The sequence below is a fragment of the Shewanella xiamenensis genome, assembly GCF_014647135.1.
Taxonomy (GTDB): Bacteria; Pseudomonadota; Gammaproteobacteria; order Enterobacterales; family Shewanellaceae; genus Shewanella; species Shewanella xiamenensis.
On the sequence record NZ_BMOP01000014.1, the window covers coordinates 88,709 to 108,123 of the forward strand.

Annotated in this window: 18 protein-coding genes, 1 tRNA gene and 1 pseudogene; 17 read left to right on the forward strand and 3 right to left on the reverse strand. The window is 47.1% G+C overall.

All coding sequences use genetic code 11. The features are described from left to right. Window positions 1-25 precede the first annotated feature (25 nt). From IEY09_RS13305 to nadE, 14 genes are all read left to right on the forward strand, one after another. Window positions 26-865, forward strand: coding sequence for an HvfB family MNIO-type RiPP peptide maturase (locus tag IEY09_RS13305; protein ID WP_188871413.1), 840 nt, complete (start codon window positions 26-28; stop codon window positions 863-865). Next, window positions 865-1,605, forward strand: a complete 741-nt coding sequence (locus tag IEY09_RS13310; RefSeq protein ID WP_188871415.1) for an HvfC family RiPP maturation protein — start codon at window positions 865-867, stop codon at window positions 1,603-1,605. The genes IEY09_RS13305 and IEY09_RS13310 overlap by 1 nt, the downstream gene beginning before the upstream one ends. A 157-nt stretch (window positions 1,606-1,762) precedes the next feature. After that, entirely contained in the window at window positions 1,763-1,885 is a 123-nt protein-coding gene (locus tag IEY09_RS20315; protein WP_011072094.1) for a hypothetical protein, read from the forward strand. Between the two features lie 117 nt (window positions 1,886-2,002). Further along, on the forward strand, window positions 2,003-2,371 hold the full coding sequence (locus IEY09_RS13315; protein ID WP_055647117.1) for a YbaN family protein: 369 nt from the start codon (window positions 2,003-2,005) through the stop codon (window positions 2,369-2,371). A gap of 180 nt (window positions 2,372-2,551) precedes the next feature. Then, window positions 2,552-3,103: an adenine phosphoribosyltransferase gene (apt, locus tag IEY09_RS13320; protein WP_055647118.1), complete on the forward strand. Its 552-nt coding sequence runs from the start codon at window positions 2,552-2,554 to the stop codon at window positions 3,101-3,103. A 129-nt stretch (window positions 3,104-3,232) separates the two neighbouring features. Continuing rightward, window positions 3,233-6,301: a DNA polymerase III subunit gamma/tau gene (gene dnaX, locus IEY09_RS13325; RefSeq protein ID WP_188871417.1), complete on the forward strand. Its 3,069-nt coding sequence runs from the start codon at window positions 3,233-3,235 to the stop codon at window positions 6,299-6,301. Window positions 6,302-6,470: 169 nt separating this feature from the next. Then, window positions 6,471-6,800 (forward strand): YbaB/EbfC family nucleoid-associated protein, encoded by a 330-nt coding sequence (locus tag IEY09_RS13330; RefSeq protein WP_007648738.1) that lies wholly within the window; start codon window positions 6,471-6,473, stop codon window positions 6,798-6,800. A gap of 12 nt (window positions 6,801-6,812) precedes the next feature. Next, window positions 6,813-7,412, forward strand: coding sequence for a recombination mediator RecR (gene recR, locus IEY09_RS13335; protein ID WP_055647120.1), 600 nt, complete (start codon window positions 6,813-6,815; stop codon window positions 7,410-7,412). Between the two features lie 279 nt (window positions 7,413-7,691). Then, on the forward strand, window positions 7,692-9,605 hold the full coding sequence (htpG, locus tag IEY09_RS13340) for a molecular chaperone HtpG (protein ID WP_188871419.1): 1,914 nt from the start codon (window positions 7,692-7,694) through the stop codon (window positions 9,603-9,605). 117 nt (window positions 9,606-9,722) lie between these two features. Next, on the forward strand, window positions 9,723-10,586 hold the full coding sequence (locus IEY09_RS13345) for a co-chaperone YbbN (RefSeq protein WP_188871421.1): 864 nt from the start codon (window positions 9,723-9,725) through the stop codon (window positions 10,584-10,586). Window positions 10,587-10,727: 141 nt separating this feature from the next. Next, complete coding sequence (gene adk, locus IEY09_RS13350; RefSeq protein WP_037417813.1) at window positions 10,728-11,372, forward strand: adenylate kinase; 645 nt, start codon at window positions 10,728-10,730, stop codon at window positions 11,370-11,372. An 80-nt stretch (window positions 11,373-11,452) separates the two neighbouring features. After that, window positions 11,453-12,499, forward strand: a complete 1,047-nt coding sequence (gene hemH / locus IEY09_RS13355; protein WP_055647122.1) for a ferrochelatase — start codon at window positions 11,453-11,455, stop codon at window positions 12,497-12,499. Window positions 12,500-12,689: 190 nt separating this feature from the next. Continuing rightward, on the forward strand, window positions 12,690-13,994 hold the full coding sequence (locus IEY09_RS13360; RefSeq protein WP_088585710.1) for an inosine/guanosine kinase: 1,305 nt from the start codon (window positions 12,690-12,692) through the stop codon (window positions 13,992-13,994). Window positions 13,995-14,130: 136 nt separating this feature from the next. Next, window positions 14,131-14,961 (forward strand): NAD(+) synthase, encoded by an 831-nt coding sequence (gene nadE / locus IEY09_RS13365; RefSeq protein WP_037425381.1) that lies wholly within the window; start codon window positions 14,131-14,133, stop codon window positions 14,959-14,961. 89 nt (window positions 14,962-15,050) lie between these two features. On the opposite strand, the gene IEY09_RS13370 is transcribed toward nadE, so the two are convergent. Next, window positions 15,051-15,575, reverse strand: coding sequence for a DUF6942 family protein (locus tag IEY09_RS13370; RefSeq protein ID WP_172589720.1), 525 nt, complete (start codon window positions 15,573-15,575; stop codon window positions 15,051-15,053). A 172-nt stretch (window positions 15,576-15,747) separates the two neighbouring features. Here IEY09_RS13370 and IEY09_RS13375 point away from each other — a divergent pair, with 172 nt between their 5' ends. Next, window positions 15,748-17,223 (forward strand): alpha/beta hydrolase, encoded by a 1,476-nt coding sequence (locus tag IEY09_RS13375; protein WP_188871423.1) that lies wholly within the window; start codon window positions 15,748-15,750, stop codon window positions 17,221-17,223. A 196-nt stretch (window positions 17,224-17,419) separates the two neighbouring features. Next, window positions 17,420-17,496: transfer RNA gene (locus IEY09_RS13380), tRNA-Pro, on the forward strand. A 157-nt stretch (window positions 17,497-17,653) separates the two neighbouring features. Here the strand turns inward: IEY09_RS13380 and IEY09_RS13385 are convergent. After that, on the reverse strand, window positions 17,654-18,100 hold the full coding sequence (locus IEY09_RS13385; RefSeq protein WP_229777913.1) for a site-specific integrase: 447 nt from the start codon (window positions 18,098-18,100) through the stop codon (window positions 17,654-17,656). Between IEY09_RS13385 and IEY09_RS20240 the strand changes: the two are divergent. Further along, window positions 18,066-18,227: pseudogene (locus tag IEY09_RS20240) on the forward strand (IS91 family transposase); the annotation flags it as partial. The gene IEY09_RS13385 and the pseudogene IEY09_RS20240 sit on opposite strands and share 35 nt — an antisense overlap. A 253-nt stretch (window positions 18,228-18,480) precedes the next feature. Here the strand turns inward: IEY09_RS20240 and IEY09_RS13390 are convergent. After that, window positions 18,481-19,149 carry a hypothetical protein gene (locus tag IEY09_RS13390; RefSeq protein ID WP_188871425.1) on the reverse strand — a complete coding sequence of 223 codons (669 nt, stop codon included), beginning with the start codon at window positions 19,147-19,149 and terminating at the stop codon, window positions 18,481-18,483. Window positions 19,150-19,415 lie beyond the last annotated feature (266 nt).

The window sequence follows — 19,415 nt, forward strand, 5'->3', positions numbered from 1 at the left end:
CATCCAAATTAAAGGGGTTAAAGCAATGCAAGATCGTGGATTAGTTGGATTAGGGTTACGGCGTGAAATGCTCAGTGAATTTTGCCAATCGCTGCCGAGTGCTATCGATTTTTTAGAGGTTGCCCCTGAAAACTGGATGACGCTAGGTGGAAAATACGGTAAACAATTTAGACAATTAACTGAAAAACATACCTTTTTTTTCCATGGTCTGTCGCTCTCAATCGGTAGCCCTGAGCCGTTGGATCTTGAGTTTGTTCGCCGTATCAAAGCTTTTATGGACTTACATCAAATTGATGTCTATTCAGAGCATTTGAGTTACTGCTCAGGAGCTGGCCATTTATACGATCTGATGCCTATTCCTTTTACCGAGGCCGCCGTTAAGCATGTCGCTCGGCGAGTTAAGCAAGTCGAAGATATTTTAGAACGACCGCTTATTTTGGAAAATGTCTCCTTTTATGCGGCGCCCAGTGCGCAGATGACTGAGCTGGCGTTTTTGACGGCAGTGCTAGAAGAAGCCGACTGCAAACTCCTGCTAGATGTGAATAATATTTATGTTAACTCTATAAATCATCAATATGATGCAGCGGCATTTTTAAAGGCGATGCCAACTGAGCGGATTGCCTACTTGCATATCGCGGGACATTTTAAAGAATCAGAAGAATTATTGATTGATACCCACGGCAGCGATATCAACGCCCCTGTATGGGCGCTCCTAGATAGTTGCTACGCCATGCATGGCGTATTACCCACCTTGCTCGAGCGTGACTTTAATCTGCCGGCAACGGCGCATTTATTAGATGAAATTAATCAAATTCATACTTACCAAGCCCAGGCCAAAAAAAATCTAGCGAAGAGGATTGCCTAATGGATTTTAAGCAAGTACAGCAATCCTTTATCGATTATATTCGTGATCCTAACAATTCCGTGCCGATCGGTGTACCCATTGAGCGGATGCAGGTTTACCGAGAGCTATTTTTTAATAACGTGATGGGTTTTGTCTCTAATGCTTTCCCCGTACTCAAAAGCTTATACACTGATGCGCAGTGGCAAACCTTAGTGCAGGCTTTTTTTAGTCGACATGATTGTAAATCACCGATTTTTATCGATATTGCTGGGGAGTTTTTACAGTTCCTGCAGTTTCAATATTCTCCAATAGACATTGATCCGCCCTTTATGTTGGAACTTGCGCACTATGAATGGCTTGAACTAAGAGTGGCAACTGCGCAGCAAGATAGCCGCCAAGCCCTGATTGGTAAAGAGGGAATTACGCATCAAAATCTATGTTTAGCCGCAACGGCAACCGTGGCGCAATACCAGTATCCTGTGCAGCAAATACGGCAAGATTATCGCCCAGAAGATCCTCTGCCGCAGCCAGTGTTTTTTTGCCTGTATCAGGATGAGGCAGGTGAGGTAGGCTTTTTGCAATTAACACCTTTAAGCGCACAAGTACTGGGTTATTTAGCCGAAAAGGGGCAGAGCACCTTTGATGAATTGATTCAATGGTTGGTGTCGACTTATCCGCAAATGCTAACAGAGACCTTAACTCAAGGTTGTTTACAGTTACTCGAGCAACTAACCGCTAAAGGTATCGTACGCGGAACATAGAAAGACATGGTGCTTAAGTACGCAAAATAATTGTAATAACCATACAGAAAAAGGGTTTTTGTTGGTGTGGCAAACCGCTACAATGACGCCCGTTTTGTGATCTTAATCACTGTATGATTCCCGCGCACTTATCTACGCACACATTTGAGGAGCTGTAATGAGCAGTCAGCCATTTAAAGACCCATTTAACGTTATGTATTTTATTGGTTTTATTTTAGTCTTACTGTTGCCGACACTACCAGCAAGCCTGACTTGGTTAAAGCAATTAGGCTTAATTTAAGCAGGTTTTAATCTCAAATTGAGTATACTACTGGCCACTCTGAGAGTGGCTTTTGTTTTTGAGGTTCGAGGCATTTACACACTATGATTATTTACAAACTATGATTATTTACACGCTATGATATTGAAACGCGGTTTGTTTTTATTGATAGGCTGCCTTGCGCTGGGTCTTGGACTGCTAGGTATTATCGTGCCACTGTTACCGACGGTGCCGTTTATTTTACTCGCCGCTTTTTGCTTCGCCCGTTCAAGCACTCGTTTACATCAGTGGTTAATGACACACCCTTGGTTTGCTGATGCGCTCACCCAGTGGCAAGAGCACCGAGCCATGCGCCCAGGCCTTAAACGCAGAGCTATGCTACTCTCTGGCCTCAGTTTTAGTGTCAGTATTCTTGTTGTGCCAATCCTATGGGTAAAATTGTTGCTGTTAACCATGGCAATCGGGCTTCTCTGGTATCTGAAAACGATTCCTGAAATCGAATCCTAAGTACATTTGATCTAAGGCACAAATTGATAACCAATTCGTCACTTGAATACGCTGCTAGTTGCAACTCAAACCAAAGCGGCATAAGCTTTGTGCGAATTATTAAAGCTCGTCCACACTCGCTGTGGACGTTTTGTTTTTACTGCCAGCAATAAGCGTGGCGAAACGATTAAGTTAAATTAAATGGCTATGAATACAGAAACCTTATCCTTGATAAAGAAAAGCATTAAAACCATTCCTAATTATCCTAAGGAAGGGATTCTATTTCGCGATGTGACCAGTCTGCTGGAAAATGCTGCAGCCTATAAAGCGACTATTGATTTATTAGTTGAGCATTACCGCAACAAAGGCTTTACCAAGATTGTGGGTACCGAAGCCCGTGGTTTTCTGTTTGGTGCACCTTTGGCGTTGGAATTAGGTATTGGTTTTGTGCCAGTTCGTAAGCCAGGTAAACTGCCACGCGCGACGATTAGCCAAAGCTATGAGCTGGAATATGGCCACGATAGCCTTGAAATCCATACCGATGCGATTACCGCTAACGACAAAGTGCTAGTGGTTGACGACTTGCTGGCCACGGGCGGTACTATCGAAGCCACGGTAAAACTTATCCGCCAACTCGGTGGTGAAGTGCAAGATGCCGCCTTTGTGATTTCGTTACCTGATTTAGGTGGTGAGGCTCGTTTAACAGCCTTAGGTCTTGAGTTGGTTAAACTTTGTGAGTTTGAAGGCGAATAATTCTTCAGCCAAAGGCGCCTAGGGATAGTTTAATGGCATGTCGTTAATTGACATGTTATCTTGCAACTATCTCGGGGCGCGATCCCCTTTTTTGTACCAACATTCTTGTCATGCACATTGGGGAGTTCCATGTCATATCAGGTGTTAGCCAGAAAATGGCGCCCTGCCACATTCGAACAGATGGTCGGCCAAAGTCATGTGTTGCACGCATTAACCAATGCGTTAACCCAGCAACGTTTACACCATGCGTATCTTTTTACTGGCACGCGCGGAGTGGGCAAGACCAGTTTGGCGCGTCTCTTTGCCAAAGGTCTTAACTGTGAGAAGGGCGTAACGGCTTCCCCCTGTGGTGTGTGTGGCAGCTGTGTCGAAATTGCCCAAGGCCGTTTTGTTGACTTAATTGAAGTCGATGCCGCCTCGCGTACCAAAGTCGATGACACTCGTGAACTCTTAGACAATGTGCAATATCGTCCGACCCGAGGCCGTTTTAAGGTTTATCTGATCGACGAAGTACACATGCTTTCCCGCAGCAGTTTTAATGCGCTGCTAAAAACCCTTGAAGAACCGCCTGAGCATGTGAAGTTTTTGCTGGCGACCACTGATCCGCAAAAGCTGCCAGTGACTGTGTTATCCCGCTGCCTGCAATTTAACTTAAAGAGTTTAACCCAGCAGGAAATTGGCTCTCAGCTACAGCATATTTTAACCCAAGAGCAATTGCCCTTTGAGCACGAAGCCCTAACTCTGCTCGCCAAAGCGGCCAATGGCAGCATGCGTGATGCTTTAAGTTTGACCGATCAGGCCATTGCCTTCGGTGGCGGCACGGTAATGCTTAACCAAGTGCAATCTATGCTGGGCAGCATCGATGAGCAGCATGTGCTGGGCTTACTCAAAGCCTTAACCGATGCCGATATTGGCGTATTGATGCAAAGCTGCGCCCAGGTGCTCGCCTATGGCGCGGACGCCCAAGAAGTGCTGCGCAGTTTACTGGAATTACTGCATCAGATTACCTTGACACAATTTGCGCCAGCCGCCGCGCAGCAATCCCTTTACAGTGCGCAAATTCAGGCCTTTGCTGAGCAGTTAGCGCCGGAACAAGTGCAGCTGTATTACCAGATTTTACTGACTGGCCGTAAAGACTTACCCCATGCGCCGGATCCTAAATCGGGCCTCGAAATGGCGCTGCTGCGAGCGGTGGCATTTGTTCCCGAAAAGCCAGTAAAACGTTGGCAAGTCGAAGACCCAGCTAAGGTAAGTTTGCCTTCTCAGCAGCCAATGTCTGCTTCGCCCACATCAAATATGCCCGCGGTAGAACAGACGGTTAATCAGGCTGTGGCTGAAAAAAAAACTTCGCTAACTTCCGCCGTTGATTCCCTAGCTTTGTCACAAGTTGCAGCAACGTCTGCGCTTGCTACGGCTTCACTCGTTGAAGCATCGCAACAAGCTTTATCCGATGAGGATGTTTTAGCTGTCGATGAGGATGATGAAGCGTTAGTGCTCAATGCCGCATTGATTGCCGAGCAGCAAGTGATTTTAAGTCAAGCCCAAAGTCAGGGCTTTGGCGCAAATGTGGATGTTGTATCGAATACTGAGACAGAAGTAAGTGCTGTTTCTATGCCTGCATCAAATACTGATGCTGAACATCATCAAGCCGCGGTTGTTGATACCGCTAGTGTTAACCTTAAGCCTTACGCCAACCAGTTAACAGAACCTACAGTGGCATTATCTAATGAAAATGATGTCGAGGAAGAAACTCAAACGAGTGTTAACGAAAGTGTAGATAAGTTAACGCTTGATGCTTATTCAGCTGAGTCTTACGGGCAATACGATTATGCCGCCGCGCCGCTGGATGCATATCAAGATGATTATGCGCAATTTATATCTGAGGAGCAGGGCGCATTCTCTGATATAGAAGATAATTCGTTTAATCGCGACAGTGCTCAGTCTATTGATCATAGTCATGTTGTGCATGAGTCCGCTGTTCATGGACATGCCGCTCAAGCGTCTGCGACACCAGCGCAAAAGTCGCAGTCTATTGCCGAAAGCTCTGCTTCAACAAGCCCTCTGGCTTCAACAACTCCTCCGGCTTCAACTACAGTATCCCTCGATGATGACGATATTTTATCGGCGGTATTAGCGGCGCGCGACTCTTTGTTATCCGATCTTGATGCGCTCAGCACCAAGGAAGGTGATGGAAAAAAGCTGGCAGCGGAAGTTAAGGTTAACACCCCGAGCCAGAGTGCGCATACTGCTCCAGTCTCTCACGCGCCAACACATAAAACGCCTTCAGTTGATGCTTCTATCGAGCCGCAAGTTGTCATTAATGAGTCCGATAACGACTTTGAGCTGCCCTTTGACGACGATTTCGAGGCCGAGTTCCATCTTGAGTCACTATCCAATGTCACGCAGACTCCGCAGTTTGATCCAAACGATCGCCCTCCATGGGAAGAGGTGCCTGTCGTGGCAATGGATGAGGCAAGCCCATTGGCTGCTAGCTCACACCTACAAAGTGGTGTGAGCGCGCCGCAAAAATCAGTTGGTGCGGCAGTATCTGGGCATGCTTCGGCTCAAACCTCGACAATCGATACCGAAGTGGAAGAGATTAAGACTGATCTGCAACGCACTGAAGCAAATACCGTGCTGCAACCGTCTCAGACACAGGAATTATCACAGACGCAGCAACGGACCCAACAGTCACCGCCAAGCGAGACGGTTTCATCGGCGTCATCCACCGCATTAGCACTGGCGCAATCGATTACTGGTCATCCGCTCGATTTGCATTGGTACAAGTTAATGGCGAGCCTCGATATTGGCGGCCGTGTGCGTCAGTTAGCGGTCAATTCGATTTGTCAGCAGCAGGCTAACCCTTTGCCATTACTGTTAAAACCCGATCAGAAACACTTGGCGGCGCAGGTGGCCGTTGAGCAGCTCGAGCAAGCCTTAACCGCAGCCCTTGGGAACCCAAGGCAAGTTGAGGTGGTCATAGGAACCGATCCTACACGGGAGACGCCCTTAGAGATGCGTAAACGTTTTCACCAAGAGTTACTGCAACAGGCGCAGCAGTCGCTAATAATGGATGACAATGTGCAATGGCTGGTTAACCGCTTTGGGGCTGAGCTTGAGAAGGATAGCTTGCTCTATCCGCCTGAACTGTTAAATCAGCGCAGCGGGCTTATTCCTGCGTTACCTGAGCCCGAGTAATATTTCCTCTATGTATATGCTGCGTGGAATGGCAGAGTTTGTTAAAAACGCGCTATCAAGATCATAAGTTTATCGATGGGATCGCGGCATTGATTGCCAATCCCATTTATTTCAGTAAGATTAGCCAGCTTAAAAGCTTGCGACTAACCCTAATAGAAGAGAAATGACTATGTTTGGAAAAGGCGGTATGGGCAATCTGATGAAACAAGCCCAGATGATGCAAGAAAAAATGGCAAAAATGCAGGAAGAAATTGCCCGCATGGAAATGGTCGGTGAGTCAGGTGCAGGTCTGGTTAAAGTGACCATGACAGGCGCACACACAGTGCGTAAAGTCGAAATCGACCCAAGCTTGATGGAAGACGACAAAGAAATGCTGGAAGATTTGATCGCGGCAGCCTGTAACGATGCAGCACGTCGTATCGAAGAGAATCAAAAAGCTAAAATGGCCGAAGTGACTGGCGGTATGCAATTACCACCAGGCATGAAAATGCCATTTTAATTGAGATAGACAATGAAATTTAGTCCACTGCTAGACGAGTTAATTCAGTCCCTACGTTGTTTACCAGGGGTTGGGCCTAAATCGGCGCAACGTATGGCGTTTCAATTACTTGAGCGAGACAGGAAAGCGGGGCTTAAATTAGCCTCTGCCCTGTCGAGTGCCATGAGTGATATCGGTCATTGTCAGTCTTGCCGAACCTACACTGAAGAAACGTTATGTCCGATTTGTGCTAGTCATAAGCGCGGCTCGTCTTCGACCATTTGTGTGGTCGAAACGCCAGCCGATGTGTTAGCCATTGAAGCAGGTGGACATTTTACGGGTCGCTATTTTGTTTTGCTGGGCCATTTATCTCCCCTCGATGGCGTGGGGCCTGAAGAGTTAGGTTTGGCGCTATTAGAGCGTCACTTAGCCTCTGGCGATGTTGCTGAGCTGATTTTAGCGACCAATCCAACGGTTGAAGGTGAGGCCACAGCCCACTTTATCGCCGATATGGCAAGGCGCCACAAGGTGCTGATCAGCCGCATCGCCCACGGCGTGCCCGTGGGTGGTGAACTGGAATATGTCGACAGCACCACCTTAGCGCTGTCCTTCAATGGGCGTATCCCGCTGTAGCCTGTGATGGCCTAAAGAATAAACCCGCTGGCTCTGTGCTCGCGGGTTTTTATTTTATGGCTGTATTTGTTTAGCGAACACGCCCTAGCGTGTCTAGGTCTAACATTCCTTTCTTCATTCTGACATAGGGATAGCGTAATTTCGGTTTGATACTGCCTTATTTTTCGCCATTTGATCTGTGATTTTATCTCCCCCCTTGAAAAGTGGATTTGCAGCCCCATTTTATAAAACACTGAGCGTTTGCTTTAACCAAATTGCGTAACAAATAAGGAAAATTTCATGTCACAACAAGAAACTCATGGTTTTCAAACTGAAGTCAAACAGCTGTTGCATTTGATGATCCATTCTTTGTATTCCAACAAAGAAATTTTCTTGCGTGAACTGGTCTCTAACGCTGCGGATGCGGCCGATAAGCTGCGTTACCTTGCGTTAACCAACGACGCGTTATACGAAGGTGACGGTGAGCTACGTGTGCGTATCAGCGCAGACAAAGAAAAAGGCACTGTCACCATCGAAGACAACGGCGTGGGTATGACCCGCGATGGCGTGATTGAGCATTTAGGTACGATCGCCAAATCGGGCACCGCTGAATTCTTTAAAAACCTCTCTGGTGAAGCCTCAAAGGATTCGCAGCTAATCGGTCAATTCGGTGTGGGCTTCTATTCCGCCTTTATCGTAGCGAAAAAAGTCACCGTTCGTACCCGTGCTGCCGGCCATAAGGCCGATGAAGCCGTATTGTGGGAATCGGAAGGTGAGGGTAGCTTCACCGTTGAAACCAGTACCAAGGCGAGCCGTGGTACTGAAATTACCCTGCACCTGCGTGATGAAGAGAAAGAGTTTGCCGATGAGTGGCGCCTACGTTCCATCATCACTAAATACTCAGACCATATTTCAATCCCAGTAGAAATGTGGCAGGAAGGCACCCCTGAGCGCGATGGCCCAGACGGTGAAAAAATTCCTGCAACCGAAGGCTATTGGAAGGTCATGAACAAGGCGACTGCGCTGTGGATGCGTAATAAGTCTGAGATCACTGACGAAGAATACCAAGAATTTTATAAGCATATTTCCCACGACTACACAGACGCTCTGCTGTGGAGTCATAACCGCGTTGAAGGTAAACAGGAATACACTAACCTGTTGTATATCCCTTCAAAAGCGCCGTGGGATCTGTGGAACCGCGACCGTAAGCATGGCCTGAAACTCTTTGTTCAGCGCGTGTTTATTATGGATGACGCTGAGCAGTTTATGCCATCTTACCTGCGTTTTGTGCAGGGTTTGATTGACTCAAACGATCTGCCGCTAAACGTGTCTCGCGAGATTTTGCAGGACAACCACATCACCAAAGCGATGCGCACCGGTATCACTAAGCGTGTGCTGGGTATGTTGGAAAAACTGGCAAAAGACGATGCGGAAAAATACCAAAAATTCTGGGCCGAATTTGGTCAAGTGTTGAAGGAAGGTCCAGCGGAAGACTTTGCAAACCGTGAGCGTATTGCAGGCTTACTGCGCTTTGCGTCTACCCATACAGGCAGCGCGGCGCCAACTGTGTCACTCGATGACTATATTAGCCGCATGAAGGAAGGCCAAACCAAGATTTACTATATCGTTGCAGATAGCCACGAAGCCGCGGCTAACAGCCCACACTTAGAACTGCTGCGTAAAAAAGGCATCGAAGTGTTGCTGATGTCAGAACGTATCGACGAGTGGTTAATCAACCACTTAACTGAGTACAAAGAAAAACAATTGCACTCAGTCACCCGTGGCGAGCTGGAATTAGGTGAGCTGGAAGATGCGGCCGAGAAGGAAGCGCAGGAGAAACTCGCCGAAGAGTCTGCACCACTGATTGAACGCATTAAAGCGGCATTAGGCGCTAGCGTGGCCGATGTGAAGGTGACTTCACGCTTAACCGATACCCCAGCCTGTGTGGTCACGGGTGAAGGTGAAATGTCGACGCAAATGATCAAACTGATGCAGGCTGCCGGCCAGCCAGTGCCAGAGGTCAAGCCGACGTTTGAGATCAACCCTGCGCACCCATTAGTGTCGCGCCTTAATGATCTTCAGGATGAAGCCGCCTTCGCCGATTGGTCGAATCTGTTATTGCAACAGGCGCAATTGTCGGAGAAGGGCAGCCTAGCAGACCCATCGGCCTTTATTAAGCTGATGAACCAAATGTTATTGGCAAGTCTGAAGTAACACATTCGGGGCACTTGGGTTAAGACACAAGTGCCCCGATTCACTTTTAGGCACCAAGAGTCGCATTACCCTAGGGCATTTCCCCGTAGAGGTGCCAGTTTGGGAGGAAGGAAAACCATGGACAATATCCTCGATCTAACCAAAGACAATATTCAGCAAGTGGTTGATGCTTCAATGCAGCAACTGGTGGTGATGGTGTTTTGGGCCCAGCCACAGCCGCAGAGTGTTGCCATGGTGCAAACACTCGAGCAACTTGCCACCCAGCATGCTGGCCGTTTTGTGCTGGCGAAAGTGAACTGTGAAACTGAGCTGGAAATCGCGAACTATTTCCGCATTCAAGCACTGCCGACCACCTTAGTGCTCGATAAGGGCCAACCAATCGATGGCTTTGCGGGCATGCAGGAGGCGGCGCAGGTGAGCGCTATGCTGGAGAAACACTTGCCTCCGTTATGGCAATTGCAGCTTGAGCAAGCCAAAGCCCTGTTAGCCTTAAGCCAAGTATCGGCGGAGGATTTAACCACTGCGGCCGTGTTGCTGAAAGACGCCTATAGCGCCTCAAATCATGCTGCTGAGGTGAGTTTGGTGCTCGCCGATGTGTATTTGATGCAGGGTGAACTGGCTCAAGCGCAGACTTTACTCGAACAGATTGGCCTTGCTGATCAAGACAGTTATTACCAGAGCTTAAAGGCGAAATTAACCCTTGCCTTGGATGCGGCAGACACGCCTGAAATTCGTGATTTACAGCAGAAGTTTGAGCATAATCCGCAAGATTTAGTGTTATTACTCGAACTTTGTAAAGCCTTGCATTCGGCTCACCGCGATGAAGAAGCACTTGCGCATTTATACGGTGTGTTATCTAAAGACTTGAATGCCGAAAATGGCAAAGTAAAACAAGTCTTTATGGAGATTTTAACCGCCCTTGGTCAAGGTAATAGTCTTGCTAACCAGTACCGTCGCAAGCTGTATACCTTGCTCTACTAAGGATAAAATTTGCCACAAAACGGCGATTTATTTGCGGTTTCTGAGGCTAAAGTCGAAGCTAAAAGCCTTCTCAATGGCGGTCAGATGTGCGAAGATCGCCGCCCTAAGAAGAATATCAATGCGAAAAAGAGGACTCTTGAGATGCGCATTATCCTATTGGGCGCCCCAGGTGCCGGTAAAGGTACCCAGGCCCAGTTCATTATGGAACAGTATGGTATCCCACAAATTTCTACTGGCGATATGTTACGTGCAGCTGTTAAAGCCGGTACTCCGCTGGGTTTAGAAGCGAAGAAAGTGATGGATGCAGGCCAACTGGTTTCTGATGATCTGATCATTGGACTGGTTAAAGAGCGTATCGCACAGGACGACTGTGCTAAAGGTTTCCTGTTAGACGGTTTCCCACGCACTATCCCGCAAGCGGATGCGATGGCGGCAAACGGTATCAGCATTGATCACGTGATTGAAATCGATGTGCCAGACGAAGAAATCGTTAAGCGTATGAGCGGCCGTCGCGTTCACCCAGGTTCTGGCCGTGTTTACCACGTGGTATTCAATCCACCTAAAGTGGAAGGCAAAGACGATGTGACTGGCGAAGACTTAGCTATTCGTCCAGATGACGAAGAAGCCACAGTGCGTAAGCGTTTAGGCATTTACCACGAACAAACTAAGCCATTGGTTGAATACTATGGCAAAGTGGCTGCGGCGGGTCACACTCAATACCATAAATTTGATGGTACTCAGTCGGTTGCGGCTGTGAGTGAACAGTTAGCCAGCGTGCTGAAATAAGCATCATTCACTAAATTCGAGAACAAGTTCTCATATTAAGAAAAAGCCTGCTATTGCAGGCTTTTTTTATTGGCAACTGAATGTTAGCCTGCCGAGGTATTAGGCTGATAAAAGGTAACACATTGACTTCTCCCTCTCCTGCGTTTGGCGTGTTATTGGTCAATCTCGGCACGCCCGATGAACCCACTCCCAAAGCGGTTAAGCGATTCCTCAAACAGTTTTTAAGTGATCCTCGGGTCGTCGATTTGTCCCCTTGGCTGTGGCAGCCGATTTTGCAGGGGATAATCCTTAATACCCGACCCGCCAAGGTGGCCAAACTATATCAGAGTGTGTGGACAGAGCAGGGCTCGCCGCTGATGGTGATAAGTGAGCAGCAGGCACAAAAGTTAGCCACGGATCTGAGCGCGACCTTTAATCAAACTATTCCCGTTGAACTCGGCATGAGCTATGGCAATCCTTCGATTGATAGCGGCTTTGCCAAACTCAAAGCCCAAGGCGCCGAGCGTATCGTCGTACTGCCGTTATATCCGCAATATTCCTGCTCAACTGTCGCCAGCGTGTTCGATGCGGTGGCGCAGTATTTTGCTAAAGTGCGCGATATTCCTGAGCTGCGCTTTAGCAAACAGTATTTTGACCATGAAGCCTATATCGCGGCTTTAGCGCATTCGGTTAAGCGCCATTGGAAAACCCATGGCCAGGCCGACAAGTTGATTTTATCCTTCCACGGTATTCCGCTGCGGTATGCCACTGAAGGCGATCCCTATCCTGAGCAGTGTCGCACTACCGCCAAGTTACTGGCACAGGCTCTGGGATTAACCGATGGACAATGGCAGGTGTGTTTCCAATCCCGCTTCGGCAAAGAAGAGTGGTTAACCCCTTATGCTGATGAACTGCTGGCCGATTTACCCCGCCAAGGCGTGAAAAGCGTTGATATAATTTGCCCAGCCTTTGCCACTGATTGCCTCGAAACCTTAGAGGAAATTTCGATTGGTGGTAAAGAGACTTTCCTGCATGCGGGTGGTGAGGCCTATCACTTTATTCCCTGTTTAAATGATGATGAGCTCCATATCGAGCTGCTCAGGCAATTGGTACAAGAACAAGCTCAACCTTGGATACGCGCAGAGTGACGGTAAATTTCTCCCGTTGAAACCTAAACACGGCCTAGTTTCATGCTGATTTTATGGTAGAATCTGCGCCCTTTGTGGCTCGGGAGTGGATTTTTTATCTCTCTAGCCTAGACTCATTATTTTTAGGACACAATGAGCCAACGCTCGTTGTAATGCCCATTAGCATGGATGCCAGGAAAAGAGAGCCACTATGAAGTTTCCCGGTCAGCGCAAATCGAAACATTATTTTCCGGTCAAAACCCGTGACCCATTGCTTGAGCAATTAACGCAGCAACCTCAACCTTTTGCGACTTATATCAGCGGTATCGATCAAACCTTAGTGGATATCGAAGCCAAGGTAGAGGATGAGTTGCTCGGCCGTTATGGTTTACCCAAGGGGAATTCGACGCTTATCAATGATGAGCAAGCGCACGCCCTGTATACCGAGCTGAAACAAAACGGTTTGATCAGCGATGAGTTTGCGGGCGGCACTATTGGTAACACAGTGCACAATTATTCAATTTTGGCCGATGACCGCTCTGTGTTGTTTGGGGTGATGAGCCAAAATATCGAAGTCGGCAGTTACGCCTACCGTTATCTTTGCAACACCTCCTCTAAAGTAGACCTTAACTTCCTGCAACCCGTCGATGGCCCCATAGGTCGTTGTTTTACGCTGATTTCTGATTGCGGTGAGCGTACCTTCGCGATCAGTAAAGGGGCGATGGATAAGTTAACCCCAGAATACATTGATAAAGACGTAGTACAGGGCAGCTCTGCCTTGGTATTAACCGCCTATTTAATGCGTGCCAGCGGCGGCGACAGGATCACCGATGCGGCCATGTGCGCGATTGAATATGCCAAAGCAGCCGAAGTCCCTGTGGTATTGACCTTAGGCACACGCTTCTTAATCGAAGAAGATCCGGTTTGGTGGCAAAACTTTATCCAAGAGCATGTGACCATTTTGGCGATGAACGAAGATGAAGGCGAGGCGTTAACTGGGTTTCGCGATCCGCTGCTTGCCAGCGAAAGAGCCCTCGAGTGGTGCGATATGGTGTTAACCACCGCTGGCCCAATCGGGCTTTATACCGCAGGTTATACCGATGATGCCGAAAAGCGCGAGACCACTCATACGCTGCTGCCAGGTGCTATCCCTGAATTTAACCGTTATGAGTTCTCACGTCCAAAGCTCAAGAGTGACTGTGAAAATCCGATTAAAGTCTATGCCCATATTTCCCCTTACATGGGTGGACCGGAGAAAATAGGTAATACCAATGGTGCGGGTGATGGCGCGCTGTCAGCATTATTGCACGACTTGGCGGCCAATACCTTCCATAAGACCAACGTGCCAGGCTCAAGTAAGCATAAGCGTGATGGCTTATGTTATTCATCCTTCTCACAAATTTGTAAGTACGCTAACCGCGTGGCCTATGAGGTATTAGCGCAGCACAGTCCGCGTTTGTCCCGTGGGTTACCCGAGCGTGAAGACAGCTTAGAAGAATCATACTGGGAAAGATAAACCAGCATAGGTTTCAGTTAATAAGGGCAATAGCGGCAAACCGTTATTGCCCTTGTTGTTTTTAGGCGCAAATAAATGATAACGTTAGGCGGTTTACCGCTCCCAATAACAGCGAATATTTAAGGTGGAATTTTCGGTGAAAGCGCAGATCTTAAGAGAAATGAAGGTACTCAAGGCGATTGAGCCTGAGTTTGAAGTGCAGCGCCGCGTGGCGTTTATTAAAACCAAGCTCAAAGAGGCCCGCAGTAAGGCGTTGGTATTAGGGATCAGCGGTGGCGTGGATTCATCGACGGCGGGGCGTTTATGCCAGTTGGCCGTTGATAGCCTCAATAGTGAACATCCCGAGGGCGGTTATCAGTTTATTGCGGTGCGTTTACCCTATCAAATCCAAAAAGATGAGCATGAAGCTCAGCAAGCGTGCCAATTTATTCAGCCATCCAAATTAGTCACAGTAAATGTGCATCAAGGTGTTGATGGCGTGCATCAAGCCACCTTAAGTGCGTTTGTTGAGGCGGGACTGAGTATGCCGGATGAGGCGAAAGTGGATTTTGTGAAGGGCAATGTTAAAGCGCGGATGCGCATGATTGCCCAGTATGAGTTAGCGGGATTAGTCGGCGGCTTAGTGGTGGGGACTGATCATAGCGCCGAAAACATTACCGGTTTTTATACCAAATGGGGCGATGGTGCCTGTGATCTCGCGCCTTTATTTGGCCTCAATAAACGCCAAGTGCGCCAATTAGCGGCCTACCTCGGTGCTCCTGAGTCATTAGTTTACAAGGCACCAACGGCGGATTTAGAGGACAACAAACCGCTACTCGAAGATGAAGTCGCGCTCGGGCTGACCTATGAGCAAATTGATGATTTCCTCGAAGGGAAAGTCGTTGATAAGGCTGTCGAAGAGAAGCTTATCAATATCTATAAGGCCACCCAACATAAGCGCCAGCCCATTCCAACCATCTACGACTGATTTTTACCACTAACCTTGGCATAGGCAATGCTGTCTAGGTTTTCTTTTAAAGCACTCGGCCTATCCGGGTGCTTTTTTATGAAATTTTATCAAGCAGATACGTTTTGTATATGCGAGCGCGTAAGCGCAATCAGGGCATTAGAGTATTGGCGGTAATCTAAGTAGGGCGTGAGTAGCACTTGTTTCTTCTGTACTGAGGAAGTTTGCATTATTTCAGTGACATCTTGCAGCTTACCCTGTGACGCATGCATCAGCGGTTGATAGGCAGTTTGCCGGTTTGATAGTGGTTTATTGAACTGCTCAGCACTCAATCCCAAAGGCTTCGCGGCAGCTTGCCCACACACAATATGAATATTGGCATGGGGCGATAGGGCACTAGCACCTATCAAGAGCATTTGGTGTTTTTTGAGTAATAAGTTGTCGCGATAATTGCGCCAATCTTCACTGGGGGCGCAAATTTTGGCCATAATGGTGAAGATCTTACGCCAGTGGTTACCGTTTAAGGCGATGAGTTCTGCTATCGCGTTATCCTGCTCCCAATGCCAATATGCAGGTATAAGTGGGGGATTGGGGAGATAAAACGCATAGGACGCTGTGGCTGGACCAATATGCATAATAAGTAAAATTTGCGAATATCGAATAAAAGTAGAGCGGATATTAACCTAAATAGAGTAAACCGCCGAAACTAAAATGCCATCAAAACAAATCTTAAATATGAATATTGAGGTTTATTTTTATCTAACCGTATAATCTGCATGCGTATTTTATCGGAACCATGGGGCAGCAATGAAAGCCATTATCATAGGCTCAACTAAACATTTATTTTTCGCTGCCTTTTATGGCTGTTTAGGGATTGCTGTTGCCTTATTAGTGACTGGAATCTATTTTCTCAATGCTAAACCCGATCTGTCCCTCTGGCACACGACTGAGTTAAAACACGAATTCCACTACAACACTAAACTTGATAACTTTCGTGATTACATTGCCTTAGAAGATAAGCTCTTTGCCGAGGTTGATAACAAAGTACTCAAAAAAGTGTCGGCGGCAGATGCATCGCCCGTCAATCGTTATGTTAAAAACAGTCTTGCCGATCCCGCGAGATGGCCACAAAACGGGAATCGCAGTTTTGAATGGCCTAAAGCCAATGCGCCTTTTGGCTTATTGTTGCTCCATGGTATGTCAGATTCACCCTATGCCATGTCGAACGTGGCAGCACATTTTAAAGGCAAAGCCCATGTACTTGGATTAAGACTCCCAGGCCATGGCACCATTCCTAGTGGTTTGACGAGCCTGTACTGGCAAGACTTAGCCGCCGCAGTTAATTTGGCAACGGCGCACATGAAACAAGAGCTTAAAGGTAAGCCGTTATTTGTTATTGGCTTTTCAACGGGCGCCGCAGTGGCACTTAACCATGAACTTGAACTGATTAATCAAGATAAAGCGCCCGATTATGCAGGGATGATTTTTATGTCGCCAGCTATTGGGCTCGCTCCAATTGCGGCCGCGGCTCGCTGGCAAAGTTGGATAGGTCGTCTGCTCGACTTAGATAAGTTGCAATGGAATAGTATTCAGATGGAATACGATCCCTTCAAGTACATGTCTTTTGCCGTCAATGCCGGGGATGTCGTCTACCAATTGGCATTACGTAATCAGAGTTTGTTAAGCGGATTAACGCCTTTGCAGCGTGAACAAATCCCATCGATTTTAAGCTTTCAGTCCGTGGCTGATGCAACGGTGTCAAGTGCCGCGGTAGTGAACCTACTTTACCAAGTGCTGCCTGAAAACGGCCATGAGTTAGTGTTGTTTGATATGAACCGCACTGTGATCAACAGTAAATTGATGGCAGATGATCCGCTGCCAGCTTTACTACCGACATCTAGCGACAAGATTCAATACCGTGGGACGTTGATCGAAAATATCAATAGTGAAACAACTCAAGTTCAAGCGCGTGAGTTTGGGCTTATACCTCGAGAAAAGAGCATTACCGAGGTGGAGAGCTTATCTCTGCATTGGCCACAGGGAGTGTATTCCTTATCCCATGTGGCAGTGCCATTTGCTGAAGATGATGGTCTTTATGGCAATATCAGTAATGAGAAGTCAACGAGAATTCAGATAGGCGCCGCCGCATCCCGTGGCGAACGTGGTGTTTATAGTGTTCCAGCATCCGAAATGTTACGCCAAAAATGGAATCCGTTTTTCCCCTACATGTTGACGCGCATTGACCAATATTATGCACGTCATATGCCGAACAAAGCCCAATGAAAGGGCATAAAATTTTGAAAATAGAGTCATTCAGGCCAGAAACTAAGCAGTTAGTCAAACTCAGTTCACTAAGCACTTGCACAGAGGCGAGGCAATTGCTAAAGTCTGCGTCACTTAAGGTGAACCCCAGTTAATCGCACTTTGAGTAATAAGTGTTTAATGTTTAACTTAATAATCGATTAAACACTGACAATTTCGGTATGTAGCGCAGCCCGGTAGCGCACTGTCATGGGGTGTCAGGGGTCGGAGGTTCGAATCCTCTCATACCGACCAAATTCATAAACAATAAAGCCTGCAATCTTAATTAGTTGCGGGCTTTTTTGTGTCTGGAATTTGGTATTTTACTGCTTAGAGGTGGTGAAACGGTGGTGAAATGGGGGTGAAACGGATTTCAAAATAACAGTGGCAAAGTATGCTGGTTGCCTTAGTTTTATTTATGGCTAATTTTAATCTCAGCGTGTGGTACTTCGGTCCATTGCAGGCGATCCCGCACATTGATTTTGGTGGACTTGGCATCGGTGTGAGCCATCCGACCTTGAGGGTCAACACCCATATCAGAAAACAATCTGGCAGATAGCGCGCGGATCTCGTGGAAGGTCGGGCGCTGGCTCATTTCTAAATGGTCGCACAGACCTAACTCATCCCTTAATGCCGAAAAGGCTCTGCTAAGGTAATTAGGATCAAGCTGATAGCGGTGGTCTGTGGCCACACTTTGCTTATTGAGTTTGTCTGGTCGGCGATGAACCACATAAGGGCAAAGTAACCCGTCGCGGCTTTTATCAATAATGGCCTTTAATACTTCACCAATCGGTATGGCCACATGGCTGGCCTCTTTTTCTTCACAAATCCAACTGATGTTAGCTGTCGCAGGAGCCACTTACCCCGTATTACCAGAGGTCAAACGTGCCTTATCCGTGCGCTATTGCCCTTGTTGCCATCAAGCTATGCATTTTATGGGCGTTCATGTGCGTCATCGACCGACAGGCGCTAACATCACCGCCTAAGGCGAGAAGTATAAGGATAACGGGCTAACCAAACAGAATGAGGACTCGATAACAGCTTGATGAATAGGTAATAAAAATATTAGCTCGTTCGCTAAGGGCGGGTCATGTCTGCATAAAAGTCTCTTTCAAAATAAGACCTTCGCCAGTACACATTCTCAATCCGCTATTTGCATAATAAAGTGTCCACAACCAGCATCGGGCTTGTTCAACACTTGGGATAAGGTCGCGGCTACGCGCGGCCTATCCTTATTTGTTAGCCATGTTCTTTTTGTTTATCAATAAATTGCTCGTAAAGTTCTTTTTTCTCTTCAGCACAATATGAAGTGTCTGGCTGCGGATCTTTGGAATCAGTAGGCCGTCTGGCAATTCTTGCCTGTGTAGGAAACCAACTAGTCATACCTTCCTTTGGTATTACTTGCATAAGGTATCCATCACGAACTAGCGTAAGTGAGGCAAAGTCAGTTTTTTTACCACCAATAATATCCCAGGCTACGACTTCTGCTTGATTTCCGTTGACTTTACCTCGTAATAAAACAAAGTCAAAAACAGGGATTGATTTACATATTTTCTTCGTTGCTATAGTCCCGTCAATATTTCCATTGGTCGCATGTATAGTTATTTCCAAATCAACATCAGATAAATCTAAATCTGCCATATCAACCATACCTTCAGGAAAAGAAGACCAATGCCCTGTCCAATCTGTATCCTCTTTAACCCATGATTGGAACTGATCAGATGTTTCTTTAATTTCTTTAGGCAGTATCCGAGCATTTTTCAGCATTGTAGGACCTTGAATTAAGATCGTAGACACAAGTGCACTTGTTGCGGCAGCAACAACCCACACCTTCTTATACCAAGGAATGTGTTTCTTCTGCTCGATCGTTTGATTTTGCCTAATTCGTTTTTTTCGTTTCCTGACCACTTAAATCTCCATGACAGCCTCAATGGCTAACGCCCTGTTAAGGTGTGAGCAACGCAATACCGATGCTTCCGCATACCACCTTAAACACTAAACACAACGCATAGTAAAAATGTCACGCGTTGCGAATCACTCTTAAACAGTTTGTTGAACGAAGCCGCTTTGCGGCAGGAACAAGATAAAGATAAAGCCATCCTTTTGCCCCTCATCCTAAATACTTGCTAGACGCGACCTGCTTCGGTCGCAATCCTAGGAGTATCATCATGGAC